This window comes from Paenibacillus sp. JNU01, assembly GCF_059130585.1.
In genome coordinates this window covers 1,638,654-1,657,341 of sequence record NZ_CP169723.1, presented here as the reverse complement: position 1 = coordinate 1,657,341, position 18,688 = coordinate 1,638,654, and the positions used below count along the sequence as shown (strand labels likewise).

General features: G+C 46.1%; 14 protein-coding genes. 13 read left to right on the top strand and 1 reads right to left on the bottom strand.

Annotated elements, in window-relative coordinates; translation table 11 throughout:
- Nucleotides 1-9 precede the first annotated feature (9 nt).
- The 11 genes from NLBNIHML_RS07085 to NLBNIHML_RS07035 all read left to right on the top strand — a co-directional run bounded on the left by NLBNIHML_RS07085 (nt 10) and on the right by NLBNIHML_RS07035 (nt 14,999).
- The gene (locus tag NLBNIHML_RS07085) at nt 10-1,845 is read left to right on the top strand and encodes a cache domain-containing sensor histidine kinase (RefSeq protein WP_494354080.1); all 1,836 of its coding nucleotides are present in this window, start codon (nt 10-12) and stop codon (nt 1,843-1,845) included.
- A complete protein-coding gene (locus tag NLBNIHML_RS07080; protein ID WP_494354079.1) occupies nt 1,842-3,473 on the top strand; it encodes a response regulator transcription factor in 1,632 nt (543 codons plus the stop codon). The genes NLBNIHML_RS07085 and NLBNIHML_RS07080 overlap by 4 nt, the downstream gene beginning before the upstream one ends.
- A gap of 28 nt (nt 3,474-3,501) precedes the next feature.
- A complete protein-coding gene (nagZ, locus tag NLBNIHML_RS07075) occupies nt 3,502-5,148 on the top strand; it encodes a beta-N-acetylhexosaminidase (RefSeq protein ID WP_494354078.1) in 1,647 nt (548 codons plus the stop codon).
- A 273-nt stretch (nt 5,149-5,421) separates the two neighbouring features.
- A complete protein-coding gene (locus NLBNIHML_RS07070) occupies nt 5,422-7,668 on the top strand; it encodes a stalk domain-containing protein (protein ID WP_494354077.1) in 2,247 nt (748 codons plus the stop codon).
- A 294-nt stretch (nt 7,669-7,962) separates the two neighbouring features.
- On the top strand, nt 7,963-8,424 hold the full coding sequence (locus NLBNIHML_RS07065) for a Fur family transcriptional regulator (protein ID WP_339235519.1): 462 nt from the start codon (nt 7,963-7,965) through the stop codon (nt 8,422-8,424).
- A 2-nt stretch (nt 8,425-8,426) separates the two neighbouring features.
- Nucleotides 8,427-8,678: a membrane protein insertion efficiency factor YidD gene (yidD, locus tag NLBNIHML_RS07060; protein WP_091018158.1), complete on the top strand. Its 252-nt coding sequence runs from the start codon at nt 8,427-8,429 to the stop codon at nt 8,676-8,678.
- Nucleotides 8,679-9,178: 500 nt separating this feature from the next.
- Nucleotides 9,179-11,203, top strand: a complete 2,025-nt coding sequence (metG, locus tag NLBNIHML_RS07055) for a methionine--tRNA ligase (protein ID WP_494354076.1) — start codon at nt 9,179-9,181, stop codon at nt 11,201-11,203.
- 265 nt (nt 11,204-11,468) lie between these two features.
- Nucleotides 11,469-12,518 (top strand): metal ABC transporter substrate-binding protein, encoded by a 1,050-nt coding sequence (locus NLBNIHML_RS07050; RefSeq protein ID WP_494354075.1) that lies wholly within the window; start codon nt 11,469-11,471, stop codon nt 12,516-12,518.
- A gap of 99 nt (nt 12,519-12,617) precedes the next feature.
- Nucleotides 12,618-13,376, top strand: coding sequence for a metal ABC transporter ATP-binding protein (locus tag NLBNIHML_RS07045; protein WP_339235515.1), 759 nt, complete (start codon nt 12,618-12,620; stop codon nt 13,374-13,376).
- A 56-nt stretch (nt 13,377-13,432) separates the two neighbouring features.
- Complete coding sequence (locus tag NLBNIHML_RS07040; RefSeq protein ID WP_017687569.1) at nt 13,433-14,236, top strand: metal ABC transporter permease; 804 nt, start codon at nt 13,433-13,435, stop codon at nt 14,234-14,236.
- 49 nt (nt 14,237-14,285) lie between these two features.
- Nucleotides 14,286-14,999 (top strand): cytochrome c biogenesis CcdA family protein, encoded by a 714-nt coding sequence (locus NLBNIHML_RS07035; RefSeq protein WP_339235511.1) that lies wholly within the window; start codon nt 14,286-14,288, stop codon nt 14,997-14,999.
- 154 nt (nt 15,000-15,153) lie between these two features.
- Here the strand turns inward: NLBNIHML_RS07035 and splB are convergent, their stop codons facing one another.
- Nucleotides 15,154-16,224, bottom strand: a complete 1,071-nt coding sequence (gene splB, locus NLBNIHML_RS07030) for a spore photoproduct lyase (RefSeq protein WP_339235508.1) — start codon at nt 16,222-16,224, stop codon at nt 15,154-15,156.
- Between the two features lie 191 nt (nt 16,225-16,415).
- Here splB and mntR point away from each other — a divergent pair, with 191 nt between their 5' ends.
- Both mntR and NLBNIHML_RS07020 read left to right on the top strand, forming a co-directional pair.
- Nucleotides 16,416-16,844 carry a transcriptional regulator MntR gene (mntR, locus tag NLBNIHML_RS07025; RefSeq protein WP_062835284.1) on the top strand — a complete coding sequence of 143 codons (429 nt, stop codon included), beginning with the start codon at nt 16,416-16,418 and terminating at the stop codon, nt 16,842-16,844.
- Nucleotides 16,845-17,054: 210 nt separating this feature from the next.
- On the top strand, nt 17,055-18,665 hold the full coding sequence (locus tag NLBNIHML_RS07020; protein ID WP_494354074.1) for a family 10 glycosylhydrolase: 1,611 nt from the start codon (nt 17,055-17,057) through the stop codon (nt 18,663-18,665).
- Nucleotides 18,666-18,688: the final 23 nt, after the last annotated feature.

The window sequence follows — 18,688 nt, the reverse complement described above, 5'->3', positions numbered from 1 at the left end:
GAACGGGATATGAACTTGCGAATGAAGCTGGCCTTGGCATTTCTGCTGCTGATCATTGTACCGATGTGTGCGCTGGGCATTGGCATGTTTCTGGTCACATCACATACGATTGAGAAAAAATACAATCAACAGGCCGAATATGCGCTTCAGGCCATTAGTTACAATATCGAGAATGTATTTCAGCAGATTAATAATGTGACCGACAACGGGATAGCGACATCTGTTTTCCAGATGGCATTGAACGCGAAAGACCCGACTAAGCAGGATCTGGGCACCGGTAATCAGTTATCCCTGAATGCCAGCCAGCGCAATTTCCGTTCCCTTCTATATAATTATCCGTTCATCAGTTATGCCTTTTTATATGATTTGCGTTCTTCCGAGAACAACCAGATTGTCTCCATTTTCACCAAAGAGAATTTTCAAGCCCTTCCTTTTCAGCAATTCAAAGTGCATCCCTTATTCAACGAAATTCAGCAACTTAATGGCGTGCCCAAATGGCTCGCGCCTCTGGAGTATTCCGAATTAACCGGAGTAGAACCTGTTTTCACCCAGATCAGACTGGTCAAGGAACTCAGTTATTTTCAAAATATCGGCGTGCTTGTTGTTCAGATCAAAAAAGGAGAAATTGACCGGATCTTTCGTCACCTGCAAATCAGTGATTCGGCACAGGATACATCATTCCTGTTAATTAACGAAGAAGGACTGATCGTTTATGATCCAGCAGGGCGTTATAACGGTGAGAACATGCAGAACCTTGGAGCAGAATCCGGCAGTTACGGTCCCGGCTTTCGCAGCGTCAGAACGGTCTTTGACGGCAAGGAGAGCATCATTTCGCAATATCATCTGAAGAACTATAACTGGAGTCTCGTCAGTGTGACTTCATGGGAAGCCTTATCTGCGGAAACAAATGCTTTTGCAGGCTGGTCTGTCATTATTATTCTGTCGTGCCTGTTCGCCGCCATGATCTTTAATCTATTTTTCATGAATCGCATTACGGGCAATATTGCTGTACTTGTAAGATTTATGCGCCGTGTGGATGATGGTGATTTTAACGCAAGGGTGGAAGGTAAAGGTTTTGACGAGATGCAGCTGCTGGCGCAAGGGTTCAATGAGCTATTGGAACGTATTGGGGGATTATTCCGTCGTGTTCGGGCTGAGCAAGAGCAGAAGGCCCAAGCGGAACTACGTGTACTCCAAGCCCAGATCAAACCCCATTTTCTGTTTAACACATTGGAATCCATTAATGGATTGGCACTACGTGGCGAGGGCCGCAAAGTAAGCGAGATGGTGACCAGGTTGGGCAATATGCTTCGTATCAGCATTCAGGATCAGGAGGAGATTCCGCTGAGTGAGGAGATAAGGCATTTGCAGAGTTATCTGGAAATTCAACAATACAGGTTCAGTGATTTGTTCACCTATGAGATTGACATACCACCCCATCTATACAGTTCAATTTTGCTCAAACTGACGCTCCAGCCTCTGGTGGAAAATAGCATTCAACATGGGTTTGAGGGAATCACCTATCCAGGTGTATTGCGGATAAGCGCATATGCAGAACGGGATCAACTTGTGTTATGTGTTGAGGATAATGGGATTGGTATTCCCCAGGAAATGCTCGCACGATTTGAGTACATGGCAGCAGATCCGCCGGAAGACATGCTGGTCAAAGGAACGGAATCATTATCATCCATAACGGAACGCCGGGGATTGGGATTACGAAGTGTGGCAGATCGAATTCGTATTCAATACGGGACCGGGTATGGCATATTCATATGTTCTGCACCGGGGTATGGCACTGTGATTCGATGCATCATACCATTATATGAGCAGGAGGAAGCCGGATGAATCTGACTGCAATGCTGGTTGACGATGAGCTCCCGATTCTGGAGAATCTGAACTACATCTTACCCTGGGAAGAGATGGGGATTGAAATTACGGGTACAGCGAGAAGCGGGGCAGAAGCGCTGGGGAAAGTAACAGAAATTCATCCAGACATTCTCTTATGCGATATTCGGATGCCGTCCATGGATGGATTGGAACTCATTCGGTTGCTGCGAGAGCAGGGTGAAACGTGTGAAATTATTTTGCTGACCGGTTATCAGCAGTTTGAGTATGCTCGGACCGCTATTCAATATAACGTGCATGAATACATATGCAAGCCCATCGATTATTTGAATCTGGAACATAAACTGCGTGAGCTTGCCGGGCAGATCCAGAAGAGACGTATGGAAAAAGAATCGCAACGTTATCGCAGCCAAGAGATGGAAAGCTGGATCAGACACAAACATTTGATTGACCTGTTGCGGGGAGAAGCACCGCAGAAAATTGCCTATCCTGCCTCTGTTCCTGAGTTCATAACAGCGGCTGCACCGTATACGTTGCTGCTGGTGGATGCGGTCGGTTATTTTCGCCATTCTATCGGCTGGTCCGAGCTTCAGCATGAGCGATGGCATGAGAACATCAGTTCAAGACTTCGGGAAGTGGCAGAGAGCATGACGGGGGACTGTCAGATTCTTTCGACTCGCAAAGGTGAGTGGTGCATCCTGCTGGAGGCATCGGGTGAGTGGAAATGTCGTTCAGAGGAACTGGCCCATCAACTGTATCATGAAGTGAATGCGATCGTATCCTTGAATTCAAGTGTGAGGATCAGGGTTGTTCAGGATGATGTGCCCGTGAACCGGGAAAGTAAAATTCTGGAGCGATACCGGCATTGTCAAAAAATACTGATGTTCCATTCGGAGAGTGAAGACAGGGTGCTAAGTTCGAGTTGTCCCGAAACCGCTTTATCGTATGATCACACGGCCTCCAAAGGGGCTAACTCATGGATTACAAGAGAAGATCTGGAGCTGGTTACTCGGTGGATTCGTCAAGGGAACAAGCACGGGTTACGCGATGTGTTGGATCGTCTTAAACAACGAATGGGGAATTCAGGACACACCTTCAATAGAATGGATGAAACCAATCTTCGGTTTATGCTTGTACACATGCTTCGGGAACTGCGCGAAGTACAGGCCATCGCTGAAGGGCATGAAGTGAATTATTGGAATGCACTGCAAGGGGCTGTGTCCATGAGGGAACTGCTTGAACTTGCAGAGGTTCTTACCCAAGCCTGTCAGGGCAAACAAACGCAGCCACGTCCTTCCGTATCGGAACTGATCCTGTCTGCTTGTGAGTATATGGATGCACGGCTGCAACAGGACTTGGGAATAGATGAAGTCTCCGATTGGCTCGGAATCAGTCCGGGATACTTCTGCCAGCTATTTAAAACTCAAATGGGTGTTACTTTTGTGGAATACATGACCCAGAAACGGATGGAAAGTGCCGCTTTATTGTTGAGTACAACCGAATGGAGCATTACAGCGATTGGGGAAGCAACAGGGTTCAAGGAGCGCCGTTACTTCTCCAAGGTGTTTCACAAATACTTCCACATGAAACCTTCGGAGTATAGACAGAGCAAACGACTGGGTTCATAGTGGCAACGGAAACGAGAGGAGAGGTCGAATGAAACCCTTGAATGAGCTGACATTGGAGCAAAAGGTAGGCCAATTGTTGATGTGTGGATTTCACGGTCAGCACGCAGATGAACAGATTACTCATTTAATACGTGACTATCATATTGGAGGCGTCATTTATTTTCGGCGCAATGTGCACAGTGTAGATCAATTGACAAAGCTGTCCGCCGAACTGCAAGATATGGCTGCTGCAGCGGGGGCATTTCCACTCATGATTTCGGTGGACCAGGAAGGTGGCATGGTTGCACGGATTGACAAAGAGGGAATGACGCAAGTGCCGGGTAATATGGCACTTGGTGCGACAGGCAATCCGGAATATACCCTGGCGTGTGCCCAAATTCTGGGGCGTGAGTTAAAAAGCATCGGTATTGATATGAACCTTGCCCCCGTGGTTGACGTGAATAACAACCCGCTCAATCCGGTTATCGGTGTGCGTTCGTATGGTGAACATGCTGAAAGTGTGGCCGCTCATGGCGTAGCAGCCATCAGGGGATACCAATCACAAGGCATTGCTGCTACTGCCAAACATTTTCCGGGACATGGAGATACCGCCGTAGATTCTCATCTGGGTATGGTTACGGTACCTCATGATCGAAACAGATTGGAACAGATGGAGTTGTTACCGTTCCGCAAGGCGATTGAGGCCGGAGTTGATGCTATTATGACAGCTCATGTGATGTTCCCTTCAATTGAGCCCGAGCCCATTCCGGCAACGTTGTCGCGTAAAGTATTAACTGGTCTGTTACGCGAAGAAATGGGCTTTGAGGGCATTATTATTACAGACTGTCTAGAAATGCATGCAATATCCAAGCCATATGGGGTAGCTGAAGCTGCCATTCGTGCTGTGGAGGCAGGAGCAGATCTGATTCTGGTAAGTCATACCCTGCAAGATCAGGTTGCTGCTGTGGAAGCCATTGTTCAAGCCGTTCGAACAGGGCGAATTACGGAAGATATCATTAACAAGGCACTGGAACGTATTATTACATGGAAGGCAGCGCGCTGCGGGTATCCGGACACTGGTCTTGATTCGCCTAAAGCAAGTGAAACGATCGAAATAACCGATGTTGAACCTGTTAATGACAATGAATCCACTGAACCCAGTGATCCCAGTGAACGAAACGAATCGACGCTGTTCAAGATTGCTTCAAGCAGCATTACCATCGTTCATAATGATGGACTACTGCCGTTGGACCCAGAGAAGGACGTGCATGTCATCTGGCCTGAGGTTGTGCAGCGGACAGAGGTGGATGAACCATGGTCCCATACAGAATCGCTTGGTATAGCGTTATCGCAACTGCGAGGCAGAGTTCGTGAACACAAGATTACAACTCAGCCTACTTATGATGAAGCAGATCGGATATTGGCTGAAGTGTCGGAGAGTGAGCAAGTTATCGTATGTACGTACACATCTGCAGGTCATCTTCCGAAAGGGCAACAGTATTTGGTTGAAAAGCTGAGTGAGAATCATTCGCTGATTGTCATTGCTCTGCGCAATCCATATGATCTGCTGGAGATTTCGAGGCCGGGAAGTTATGTGTGTACTTATGAGAATACACCAGCAGTCGTCCGGGCACTGTCCCAAGTGTTAACAGGGGGACTGCAGCCAACAGGGCGCCTGCCTGTCCGTTTGCGCTAGATCTATTCAATCCTTACATCTCTCTGTGATATGGTGCTGATAGACCATATGGCAGAGAGATTTTTTTGTTGAAAGTTGTCAATGGGTAATTTTGGAATCCCATGCCGAAATGATTATTGATAGATAACTATTTTCATAGTATTTTCCTTCTATTAAAAGTTTACAATTCTCCTCTTAACTTTTTAGCAACTTTTCCCGGTTGCAAGCGTCTAATAATATGACTTTTTGAGGGGGATATTTATAAATGGGAGCAGAAGGAGCCAAAGACAAAGAATGAATTTGAAGAAGAAATTGTCCATACTTACCGCTTTTGCTGTTTTTCAGGCGTTTGCAGTGATTCCTGCCAATGCACAGTCAGCAGATCAGAGCGATACTACACCAGTGAATACAGCCAAAGTTAAATCCGTGGAGGTTGTGAAGAAAGAACAAACCATCGCGGAATCCGAAGTGAAATCCGAAACAAACACGCCAACATCAAATAATGAAACAACTGAAGAAGGGAATCCGGAAACCAATGTTCCTACAGGAACAGATGTTACTCCAGTTGATCCGGTAGAGGAACCGACGGACGAAGAAGGTACAGCTGAGGAAACACCATCACCTGCACCAGTAGAAGTAGAGCAACCGTCTACGGGGAGTTCATCTGTTGCTGGAGGCGGAGACCTTACTCTTTATATGAACAGTAATAAAATGATGCAAGATGGCAAAACATATCTTGCCGGGCAGCCAATGGCTGTTAAAAATGGTGTATCCTATGTAGCTATTCGTGCTCTCGTTGATCGGGTTGGCTATGATGTTAAATACGATAACACAACCAAAGAAACGATCATTATTAGTGGTGAAGATGAGCTGCGTTTCAAAACCAACAGCAAGATCTATACCGTTAATGGTGTGTCCAGAACGATGAAGGGCGCGGCTTATCAACAAAAAAATACGTTCATGGTGCCGTTGACTTCAATTACACAGGCTCTGGACATTACGTATAAAGTAAATCAATCTGCCAAAACGGTTGTATTGAATCTGAGTACCAAACCGGTGGCAAGCTTCACGGTACAAAAAGAGGTCTTTGCCGGAGACCAGGTAACCTACACCACCAGATCCAGTTCTCCCAAGGGACTCAGCATTATAGATGAGCGTTGGACAGGTCGTCAGGATTCATTCGACCAACCAGGTGTATACACAGTAACCTATGCGGTTCAGGATTCAAGTGGTCAATGGAGCGATCCGTATTCGGTTACGATTAAGGTTGAAAGACCGAATCTGCCACCTGTTGCAATGTTTACGACAGATAAAGAAGAATACAAAATGGGTGAGAAAATCACTTATATTGATCAAAGCACAGATGATGAGAACGCAATTGTTAAAACCGAATGGGATAACAATGCACTTGCATTCTTTGTTCCAGGACCGAAGACCGTAACGATTACAGTTACCGATAAACATGGTGCTAGTGATAGCTACACCAAGATGATCAACATTACGGGCGAAACGCTTTATAGTTTGTCCGACTTCAATCAATTGTTCACACCAGTTGGTGAGAAATTCACTTTTGACGGTGGTGGAGTACCCGCATTGGAGAAAGTACCTTTCACTTATAATGATGAACCCAGTCTGCTGATCCGCAGTAACAGCCCGGAAACCGTGAATACAGAAGGCATTGTGTACAAGGAATCTTCCTTCGGACAGACACGATTCATGATTCACCATGTGAACAACACGGGCAAAAACGTGAAAATGTATGTTGTAGCGACAAACAACAATGCATACACGGCGTCCATTGAACAACAAAACATGGGCTTTGCAGGACCATCTCCTTTTGCAACGGTAGCTGGAAAGTTGTCCATTGATCGTTGGTTCCAGTCCATGCAGAATGGTACCGGACAAAAGAAAGTGTATATCCAGCCAGGAGAAAGCAAGCTGATTCTTAATGATCTGAGTGTTCTCCCGATGAAACAGGGACAAGTCATCTCCTTGTATTCGGATGTATTCAGTGACTATGAACTGGATTACAACATTATCATGATCGAAGAAAACAAGGACCCGATGGAAGTGTTGTCGAGCCTGCCGGTTCTGGATCGTGATGGTGTTCACAACCGCGGAACGTACCCGAATGCAACACGGATCATCACGTATGATCAAGAAATAGGATCGAAGCCTGCACGTCTTCCACTTGGAGACAATGCAAGTGATCCGAACCTTGTAGGAACGGACCCGATGGCTTACACAGAAGCTTCCAACGCAGGTAACTTCGGTGTATTGTACAAAATTACATTGAATAATGTTGCTCCGCGCACGTTGATTTCATTTAACCCTCGTGGAGGCAGATACTCAGGTGTGGCACTCGTGAACGGACAAGTTGTTCAGATTTCCACAGGTAAATCTGTAACTGCACCTAATGAGCAAAGCGTAATGTATCGCACAGGTTCATACGGCGAGAGTGTAACGATTCTCTTCTCGGCGGCACCAGGAAGTAACTTGCCTGTTAACCTGCTGTTCACGCCGCTTCCGGCTGAAAAGTAATATCATGAACATGCACGGACGGTTTGGAGTGAAAGCTTATATCATATATACCCGTTCACCCCAAAAGTCGCCCGAACGATTGATCATCTGAACCGTCAGGAAGGGACTCCATTAATATGTAATGTCATTAGCTCAAAGCTAAACGTAATGGCAATGCATGTGTATGGAGTCCTTTTTATGTGTTGTTGGAATGACCTAACCCGGTGTCTTCGTTGACTCTAATCGTAATTTGATGCATTATTAGATGTATACAGAAGAGGCAAAATGCTCGTAAGACAGGAGGTGCTTTAGATCATGCTGTCGACAGAACAGATTATTTCGACTATGTCCTCACAGGGGCTCCGCATTACTGATCAGCGGAAAACACTGGCCCGGTTATTTGCCGAGTCCCCCGGGTATCTTACACCCAAGGACGTCTATGAATATATGGGTAAGACTTACAGCGGACTGAGTTTTGACACAGTATATCGGAATCTGCGGGTGATGCAGGAACTGGGTGTACTGGAACAGGTCATCTTCGAAGATGGCGTTAAATTCAAAGCACACTGTAGTGAAGATCATCATCACCATCATATGATCTGTCTGAAGTGTCAGAAGACGTATCCTATTATTTTTTGCCCGATGCAGCTTGCGGATGCGCCTGAACAATTTCAGGTTGTGGACCACAAGTTTGAGGTGTTTGGCTATTGCAAGGACTGTGCTGAGCATGCTCCTGCCAAAGCGGCGTCGGGACATCACGCTCACGGGAAGCACTGACGATGAAGTTATCGCGCAGAATCGCTCAGGCACCCATTCGTGTGTACCGCAACTATATCTCTCCATTAACGCCGCCAACATGTCGGTTCTATCCGAGCTGTTCGGCTTATGCCATGGAGGCGATTGAAGTGCACGGTGCGCTCAAAGGCTCGTTGTTAACAGCGAAACGTATTGCCAAATGTCATCCGTTTCATCCAGGTGGTGTAGATCTGGTGCCACCAAAGGCGGAGAAGTCTACTCTGGTATCCGAGTAACGTTATAACCTGAAGTATTCGGGTGGCCGTGAAGCAAACTGGAATTGAAATCGAGGCTGCTGCCCACTTGACAAAGGGGCCCGCATTTCAGTATATTTTTCCTATATGTGCAAGTTCAAAAGTCTGGTTTTACTTTTTGAACAACTTCTATATGATTTCCAGTGAAGGGATAAGTACAGACACACCCCCAGTGCAGAGAGCCGGATGAGCTGAGAACCGGTCTGGGAGGAGGATGGAACATGGTCCCGGAGGAACCTCTTTCGAGCGTGCAGACAGCGATTTCAGAGCTGCTGTCGTAAGGCTGAGGCGTGATCCAGCGTTAATGGGCGGTCGAAGGACCGACAGAGCCTGTGTTTTGCGAAAAACATGGGGAATTTGGGTGGTAACACGTGAGAGCAACTCTCGTCCCATAGGGGCGGGAGTTTTTTGTGTTCTTTTTTAGTTGTTTTGGACGAAAGGATCACATGAAGCAGGACCATTTGAAGGAGGAGAAGTCATTCATGGCTGACCAAAAAACATTTTATCTAACAACCCCGATTTATTATCCGAGTGACAAATTGCATATTGGGCACGCGTATACAACTGTGGCGGGAGATGCGATGGTTCGTTACAAGCGTCTGCGTGGTTATGATGCTCATTATCTGACAGGAACTGATGAACATGGCCAGAAGATTGAGCGTAAGGCCCAGGAGAAAGGACAGACTCCGCAAGCTTTTATCGATGATATCGTTGTGGGAATCAAGGAACTGTGGAACAAGCTGGACATTTCCAATGACGACTTTATCCGTACAACTGAAGAGCGTCACAAAACCGTCGTTCAGGATATCTTTGACCGTTTGCTGAAACAGGGAGATATCTACAAAGGTGAGTATGAAGGCTGGTACAGCATTCCAGATGAGACGTATTACACGGAGACTCAACTGGTGGATGTAGAGAAGAATGAGAAGGGCGAGATTATCTCAGCCAAGAGCCCGGATAGCGGCCACCCCGTTGAATTGGTCAAAGAAGAATCCTACTTCTTCCGTATGAGCAAATATGCAGATCGTTTGTTGAAATATTATGAAGAGAACCCGGGCTTTATTCAGCCGGAATCCCGTAAGAACGAGATGATCAACAACTTCATCAAGCCGGGTCTTGAAGATTTGGCTGTATCACGTACTACATTTGAATGGGGCGTCAAAGTTAAAGGCGATCCAAAACACGTGGTCTACGTGTGGATTGATGCGCTGTCCAACTATATTACAGCTCTGGGCTATGGTTCATCCGATGCATCCCTGTATAACAAGTTCTGGCCTGCGGATGTACATCTGGTAGGTAAAGAAATTGTTCGTTTCCATACGATCTACTGGCCAATTATGTTGATGGCATTGGATCTGCCTTTGCCGAAGAAAGTGTTTGCACATGGCTGGTTGTTGATGAAGGATGGCAAGATGTCCAAATCCAAAGGCAATGTGGTTGATCCAGTGACTCTGATTGACCGCTATGGTCTCGATGCACTGCGTTATTACCTGCTGCGTGAAGTACCGTTTGGTTCCGATGGTACGTTTACACCGGAGAGCTTCGTAGAACGTGTAAACTCCGACCTTGCGAACGATCTGGGTAACCTGTTGAACCGTACAGTTGCCATGGTAGACAAATATTTTGAAGGCAAAGCCCCTGCGTTTGCATCGAATGTAACGGAATTTGATGCTTCGCTGGAAGAAGCAGGCCATGCTACAGTAGAAAAAGTGGAACAGGCGATGGAAAACCTGCAGTTTTCCGTAGCACTGACGGCGATCAGCCAATTTGTCAGCCGCACCAATAAATACATTGATGAGACGCAGCCATGGGCGCTGGCTCGTGATGAAGCAAAACGCGATGAATTGGCATCCGTTATGGCTCACCTGATCGAAAGCTTGCGCATTGCATCCATTCTGTTGCAACCGTTCCTGACACGTGCTCCGCATAAAATCTGGGCACAGCTCGGCATTCAGGAAGGTGAACTCACGGCGTGGGATACAGCCAAGCAATGGGGGCTGGTTCCGGCTGGAAACGCTTTGCAAAAAGGTGATCCAATCTTCCCGCGTTTGGATTCCGAACAGGAAATTGCCTATATCTCAGAAGCGATGACTGGCGGCCAAAAAGCGGCACAGCCTGAAGCAGGTCAAGCAGAGGCTGGAGCTTCGGCAGCTGTTGAACCGGTAACTGCACCTGAAGGTACGGAAGAGATCGGCATTGACGATTTTGCTAAAGTTGAACTGCGTGTGGCTCAAGTCATCTCCTGCGAACCTGTCAAAAAAGCGGATAAGTTGCTGAAATTGCAGCTCGATCTGGGTTATGAGCAGCGCCAAGTCGTCTCTGGAATCGCAAAGTTCTATTCGCCAGAAGAGATGGTTGGACGCAAAGTCATCTGTGTAACTAACCTCAAACCGGTGAAACTTCGTGGTGAACTGTCTCAAGGTATGATCCTTGCTGCATCCCATGGCGATCAGCTTACACTTGCAACAGTACCAGACAACATGCCTAATGGCGCACAAGTAAAATAAAAAGAATCAAATCATAATCCTTTTTTATGAGTTATGAAATTGATTCAAATATTGTCGTATCTATAACTCAAGGTGGCCCGATGTAATTCGGGTCCCTTTTTTGTTGATATAATTTCATATCTGACGGGTAGAGAACAAGCATATACTGTTATAACTCCGTACTTCAGGAAAGAATGAATAGGAAGGTATAGCTTGACAAGTGGGTTCATGTTACCTATAATTCTTTCAGTAATGTTTACGATTAAGAGATACGGAGTGAATCATAATGACATTTTATAAAGTGCAACATCAAGTTCCGGATAACCGGACAGGGAAGACAAGCAAAAGAGGCAATATGAAGTTACTGTGGACTGCTTTCCTTATTCTCAGTTTACTGGTATTGTCTGCGTGTGGGCAGGATAACTCCAAGAGTGCGACGATTGTAGAAGGTAAGGTAAACGTGGTGACGACATTTTATCCTGTGTATGCTTTTACGGCTGCAATTGGTGGTGAAGATGCCAATGTTATTAACCTGCTGCCAACAGGAGTAGAACCACATGACTGGACTCCAAAGAGTCAGGATATTGTCAATACGTCCAAGGCACAGTTGTTTTTTTATAATGGAGCTGGACTGGAAGGATGGGTGCCTAATTTCCTAAAGTCGTTGAATAGCGATACAAAGGTGAAGTCTGTTGCCGTCAGCGAAGGCGTGAAGCTGTTAACCGCAGAGGGTGACGATGGGCACGGTCACGGCGAAGAGCATGAAGACGAACATGCAGATGAGGCTACCAATGAAGAAGATGTCGCTGATCATCATATTGATCCACATACGTGGGTTAGTCCAAAATCTGCTATGATCATGGCTGAAAACATCAAAAATAGTCTGGTTGAGGCAGATCCTGATCACACAGCAGGTTACGAACAACGTTATGAAGAGCTTCGTACCAAGCTTGAGACGCTGGATCAGCATTTTACAGATGAATTGGCTAAAGTGCCAAACAAGGAAATTGTTGTCTCGCACCAGGCCTTCGGCTACCTTGCACGTGATTATGGACTAACTCAGCATGCCATTATGGGACTTTCCCCGGATGCTGAACCGACAGGGCAGGATATTGTGAAACTTGCGAAACTGGTTAAAGATGAAGGCATTAAGTACATTTTCTTCGAAGAGCTGGTATCTGACAAATTGGCAAAAACACTGGCAAGTGAAGCAGGAGTGGAGACTATGGTTCTTAACCCTGTTGAAGGATTGACCAAGGAGCAGGCAACCAACGGGGATGATTATTTCACCCTGATGGAGAAAAATTTGCAAAATCTGCTGATCGCATTAAAATAAGATAGAATGAAGGATTCAGGTCGAAGAGTCTTTACCGTTCGCGGTGAAGGCTCTTAGAACGCTATGCAATCCTTATATATAATGAAGGGCGGCTTTGCCATGCAGCAAATCATGCCACTATGTCATGATCCAATTATAGAGATCGAGAAACTATCATTTTCCTACGGGGACCAGCGAGTGATTGAGAATCTCAATTTTATGGCCCAGGAACGGGACTTTGTCGGGATTATCGGTTCCAATGGGGCGGGAAAAACGACATTGCTGCGTATGCTGGTAGGACTTCTTCCTCCTGCGCAGGGAGATATCAAGCTATTCGGAGAGTCGATCCGCAGGTTCAAGGACTGGGAACGAATCGGGTATGTACCTCAAAAGAATGCGTTTAATCCGTTATTCCCTGCAACTGTTCGTGAAGTGGTTATGTCCGGTTTGTACAATAACAAAAACATGTTCCGTCGTATGTCTCGCAAATGTCAGCAACAGTGCACAGATGCGATGCAGGTTATGCGGATTGAAGATCTGGCGAATAAACGAATTGGTCAATTGTCCGGTGGACAGCAGCAGCGTGTTTTTTTGGCACGAGCGCTTATCAATCACCCGGATCTGTTGATTCTGGATGAACCCACAGTAGGTATTGATGCCGAATCACAGGCCAGTTTCTTTGAATTGATTACCCATATGCATGAACATCACCGCATGACTTTTCTGATGGTGTCTCATGATATGGATCGGATGGAGAGTTATCTGGGTTCTGAAGCTGCCGTAACGAATGGCAAAATTAATTTCCATGTTCGTCATTCGCATGAGGTACAGGATTGTGCAGAAACCAATCTGCAACATACCACTGCACAGGTACGCTAGCCGTATGTATGGCCCATTAGATTAGAGTAAGTAAGGCCGAAGGAGTCGTGTTTGTTTTGGAAATATTAATGAGTGATTTTTTTCAGCGTGCGCTGGCGGGTGGGTTGCTAATCGGCATTACCGCTCCGTTAATCGGACTGTTCCTGGTCTTGCGGCGGTTATCCATGATCGGAGACACCTTGTCTCATGTGACCATCGCCGGGGTTGCACTTGGATTCCTGATTGAAGTGTATCCAATTGCGGTGGGCTTGATATTTGCCGTGCTTGCTTCATTTGCGATAGAGAAATTGCGCAAAGCGTATAAGAGTTACGCCGAATTATCGATTGCCATTATCATGTCCGGTGGCGTCGCTCTTGCTTCCTTGTTCTTCACGCTGGGCAAAGGATATAATGCAGATGTCATGAGTTATTTGTTCGGCAGTATATATACCTTAGACGCTACGGATCTGAAGCTGGTAGGTGTGGTTACGCTGATCGTGGTGATTGTAGTGGCATTGTTACATAAGGAATTTTTCCTGCTCAGCTTTGAGGAAGATGCAGCAGCGGTTACAGGATTGCCTGTAAGAATTCTGAACATGTTAATCACTGTAATGACAGCACTCGTTATTAGTACGGCGATCAAGATTGTCGGCGCACTACTGGTGTCAGCGTTATTGACCATTCCGGTAGCGGTCAGCCTGTTAATGGCTCGAAGTTTCAAATCCGCGATAATTCTGTCCGTGGTGATCGGTGAAATTGCTGTAGTCCTTGGATTGGTTGTTGCAGGCATTTGGAACCTCGCACCTGGAGCAACGATCGTATTATTGCTGATCATGATGCTGATTCTGACGATGATTGGAAAAAAAGGGTTCCGAGCCTGACGACGGAACGAGCAAGCACGTGAGCTCGGGGAAGGGAGACATCCGCTTCATGCCTGATGTTAATGTATGGATGGCTTTTGTAGCAGGTTTGGTCTCATTTATATCACCATGCTGTCTTCCGTTGTATCCGTCATATCTCTCTTACATTACAGGGATGACGGTGCAACAATTGAAGGATGACCGCAATCAGCGAGAAGTCCGCTTTAAGACCATGACGCACACGCTGGCGTTTATTCTGGGCTTTTCGGCTGTGTTTTATTCGCTTGGCTTGGGTGCCGGACTGTTTGGCCAATTTTTCAATGATAACCGGGAACTGATTCGGCAATTGTCTGCGATTTTGATTATGCTTATGGGGTTATTTTTGCTTGGTGTGTTCAAACCGCAGTTTCTAATGAAGGAACGAAAGATGGATATGAAGTGGAAACCAGCAGGCTATCTGGGCTCTTTCATATTTGGTATCGGTTTCTCAGCAGGATGGTCGCCTTGTATTGGGCCTATTCTAACAGCGATTATTGCAATGGCTGCGAGTGAACCCACCACCTGGCTGGCGCTGATTACAGGTTATACTGCAGGGTTCGCCATCCCGTTCTTCATTTTGGCGTTTTTTATTGGTTCGACACGCTGGATCTTACGGTATTCCAATGTCATGATGAAAATCGGGGGAGCATTGATGCTATTCCTTGGAATATTGCTTTTTACAGACCAGATGACGAAGATTACGATCTGGTTGCAGCAGATTACACCAGACTGGATGATTATTTAAACGGATGAACTGAAATTAGATTTTTATTATGCATGATAAAGCAGGCTACATGTTAACCAGAGTCACTCTGGGTCATGTAACCTGCTTTTTAATCGTTTTATGTGAATGTTTATACCAACATCACTATTCGTGCAGGGCAGTCCCGTTTTTTCGTTTAGGTGAAGTAATCAATATTGGCTAGTGGAAAATGTTCAAAGATCCGTTCCGTAATGAATTCGCGCAGCGCATCTTGCTGATCATCTTTATACACATACTTGTACTGGCCCCAGCGGCCCCATTTCATCTTGCGTTTCTCGATATCCATCTCCAGCTTGGTTTTAGGATAACGCTTTTCAATGGTCGCTTTGGCCGTTTTGGTAAAACGGTGCTGGATCATCTCAAACGTAAGGTCCTTGGTTGCTTCCTCTGGAAGTGTATCTGCCAGCTTCTGCAACAGCTCGGAATATCCTTCTTCCCAGCCCTCATACCACATAATAGGAGCGATAATGAAGCCAAGAGGGTAACCTGCGTGTGCAATTTTGCCAGCAGCTTCTATGCGTTCCTCAAATCTGGAGGTAGCCGGTTCAAAGTTTTTGATGACATAATCCGAATTGACACTAAACCGGATACGGGTGTGGCCGTTATGCTTAATGTTCAGCAACGGATCAACGTGATGATATTTGGTTACGAAGCGCAAGCGTCCATATTCTTCTTCCGCCATAAAACGGATCAAGTCACTTAAATTCTCCGTGATATGCTCGAGTCCTACGGGATCAGACGTACAGGCGGCTTCAAATCGAGTGATTTCTGGCGCGCGCTCTTCGATATACCCTTTGGCAGCCTGAATGATCTCCTCGGTATTGACGTACACCCGGACATAAGGTTTGGCACCAAGTGTAGTTTGAAGATAACAATAATGGCAGTGTCCCATACAGCCTGTAGAGATAGGAATGGCATATTCCGCTGAAGGTTTCGACTGGTCGAACTTGAGTGTTTTGCGCACACCAACGACCAGAGTACGCTTCGCCATCCGGTACTTTTCTTGTTCGGTTTCACCTGGTAGATTCGTGATCCGGTTATGCGATGTGGTCATCTGATAAGGGATGTCTTTGGAAGTCACCCACTCCATAATACGTTTACCTTTATCATATTCCAGCGCACCGGGTTCAAAGTACACCAAATCGGGAATAAAGGGTTTAGTACCTTTTGCTTTGCGAACTGGCGGTTGAGCTACACTTGTACTCACGAAATCACTCCTTTCGATGCGGAACTTAGCTTAGTTTGCCTCGTTCGGTGAAAAGTCACGCCTGCCAATTACTTGTGTACCGTGCGCTGCGAAATGTGCAGGACTTGCCAATGCGTATTGATAACATGTATCATTATAAGATAGGGACCAGGCACGAATAGGGGCCGGTCAGAGAGAAAAGAGGGAAGCAGATGCCAACGCCCAGTATGGAAGATTATTTGGAGCGTATATACAAATTAATTGATGAAAAGGGCTATGCTCGTGTGTCTGATATAGCTGAAGGACTGGAAGTGCATCCTTCATCGGTGACGAAGATGATCCAAAAGCTGGACAAAGACGAGTACCTGATCTATGAGAAGTACCGCGGACTGGTGCTTACGCCAAAAGGCAAAAAGATGGGCAAACGTTTGATGGAACGCCATCATCTGCTTGAACAATTTTTGACAACGATTGGTGTTCAGGAAGAAAATATCTACAATGATGTGGAAGGCATTGAACATCACCTGAGTTGGGACTCCATTACATGTATTGAGTCCTTGGTTGAATACTTCCGTCAGGATGAGAGTCGGTTACGTGACCTCAAAAATCTTCAGGACGTCATGAGTAATACGGAGTCTTGAGTTCCAGCAGTACATTAAACAAAGTAATATACAATGAATTGTATCCTGTGATCAAAGGATGCTTCTTGCCGTTTTAATGGCAGGAAGCATTTTTTTGTTTGCATGAACACCATAATTTGGCGAATTATCGCAACTAAACGATCGATAGGAGCGTCTATTAAACTAGTAGAATTTACCGCAAATTTATAATGATTTTGGAGGACTGCACTAATGAATGTTCGTAAAGGATTGATGCTGCTGCTCATTTTTGTACTTGGATTACAGACAGCAGGCATGACGGCACAAGCAGCCGGACAGAAGGAGATTGCTATTTTTCTGGACGGCAACCGCTTGGAATCGGATGTATCACCATACATCTTGCCCAAGGTCAATGTAACGATGGTACCTCTGCGTGTCATTAGCGAAGGACTGGGTGCATCTGTACTATGGTCTCAGGCTACTCGTACCGTGACCATCCAGAAGTCCGATTCCGTCATCACGATGACAAGTGGACGTCAGCAGGCGAACGTGGATAACGCTGTAGTTGGTCTGGATGCATCGGTAGAATTGAAACAGGGTCGGGTTATGGTACCTATTCGATTTGTCAGTGAGAACCTTGGCATTCGGGTGAATTGGAACCAATCAGCCCAGACCATTGATTTGTACACAGGAGACGTTTTAACACCAACACCTGAACCAACTCCGGCAATCCCGGCAGAGCCTGGAGGCACAGGCACTGTACCGGCATCTGAAGAGATGCGGGGAGCATGGATCTCCACTGTAAATGGAGACTGGCCTTCATCCGGGGCGAAGGGAAATGTAGAGAAGCAAAAGCAAGAATATACGAAACAGCTTGATACATTACAAGGCATGGGCATTAACGCCGTATTTGTCCAAGTCAGAGCAAACGGGGATGCCCTCTATCCTTCAGGTCTGGTACCTTGGAACAGTGTGCTGACAGGGACACAGGGTAAAGATCCAGGTTATGATCCCCTCGCCTTCATGATTGAGGAAGCTCACAAGCGGGGCCTGGAGTTCCATGCCTGGTTTAATCCGTTTAGGGCGACCAACTCAACGAGTTCATCCAATCTGGCTGCAAACCACATCTCCAAGCTTCATCCCGACTGGATTGTGAATGCATCCGGCAAAATGTATATTAACCCGGGCATCCCGGAAGCCAGACAGCATATTATCGATACAATCATGGAAGTGGTCAATCAATATAATATTGATGGTGTACACCTGGATGATTATTTCTATCCATCCAATGTGACGTTTAATGATGATGCAGCCTTCAAAACCTATAACACATTGAATACGAAAGACCGTGCTGAATGGCGTCGGGACAATATTAATCAGTTCGTCAAGCAGCTCGGACAGAGCATTCATAGGGTAAAAGCGAACGTTGAATATGGAATTAGTCCATTCGGTGTATGGCGTAATAAATCTGTTGATCTGACCGGCTCTGATACCAAAGCCGGAGTAACCGCGTATGACAGCATGAATGCAGATGTGCGGACATGGATCAATCAGGAGTGGATCGACTATGTCGCTCCTCAGGTGTATTGGAGTATGACACTAAGCGCAGCTCGATACGACAAAGTTGTGGACTGGTGGGCGAATGAAGTGGCTAACACAAATGTAAAATTGTACATTGGTCACGCTCCTTATAAGCTGGGCACGCCGGAGATTGGCTGGCAGACATCACAGGAGATCATCGATCAGCTGAACTACAACAAAAAGTATGGCTCGGTCAAAGGAGACATTTTCTTTAGCTCACAGTACCTGACGAAGAACCCACTTGGGTTGATTGCCAAATTGAAAGCCTACTATGGTCTATAAAACATTTTAACAACATAGTGATA

What these genes read in the sequence shown, in the direction of transcription:
- NLBNIHML_RS07085 (WP_494354080.1), top strand. Translation starts at nt 10, where the DNA reads ATGAACTTGCGAATGAAGCTGGCCTTGGCATTTCTGCTGCTGATCATT.
- NLBNIHML_RS07080 (WP_494354079.1), top strand. Translation starts at nt 1,842, where the DNA reads ATGAATCTGACTGCAATGCTGGTTGACGATGAGCTCCCGATTCTGGAG.
- nagZ (WP_494354078.1), top strand. Translation starts at nt 3,502, where the DNA reads ATGAAACCCTTGAATGAGCTGACATTGGAGCAAAAGGTAGGCCAATTG.
- NLBNIHML_RS07070 (WP_494354077.1), top strand. Translation starts at nt 5,422, where the DNA reads ATGAATTTGAAGAAGAAATTGTCCATACTTACCGCTTTTGCTGTTTTT.
- NLBNIHML_RS07065 (WP_339235519.1), top strand. Translation starts at nt 7,963, where the DNA reads ATGCTGTCGACAGAACAGATTATTTCGACTATGTCCTCACAGGGGCTC.
- yidD (WP_091018158.1), top strand. Translation starts at nt 8,427, where the DNA reads ATGAAGTTATCGCGCAGAATCGCTCAGGCACCCATTCGTGTGTACCGC.
- metG (WP_494354076.1), top strand. Translation starts at nt 9,179, where the DNA reads ATGGCTGACCAAAAAACATTTTATCTAACAACCCCGATTTATTATCCG.
- NLBNIHML_RS07050 (WP_494354075.1), top strand. Translation starts at nt 11,469, where the DNA reads ATGACATTTTATAAAGTGCAACATCAAGTTCCGGATAACCGGACAGGG.
- NLBNIHML_RS07045 (WP_339235515.1), top strand. Translation starts at nt 12,618, where the DNA reads ATGCAGCAAATCATGCCACTATGTCATGATCCAATTATAGAGATCGAG.
- NLBNIHML_RS07035 (WP_339235511.1), top strand. Translation starts at nt 14,286, where the DNA reads ATGCCTGATGTTAATGTATGGATGGCTTTTGTAGCAGGTTTGGTCTCA.
- mntR (WP_062835284.1), top strand. Translation starts at nt 16,416, where the DNA reads ATGCCAACGCCCAGTATGGAAGATTATTTGGAGCGTATATACAAATTA.
- NLBNIHML_RS07020 (WP_494354074.1), top strand. Translation starts at nt 17,055, where the DNA reads ATGAATGTTCGTAAAGGATTGATGCTGCTGCTCATTTTTGTACTTGGA.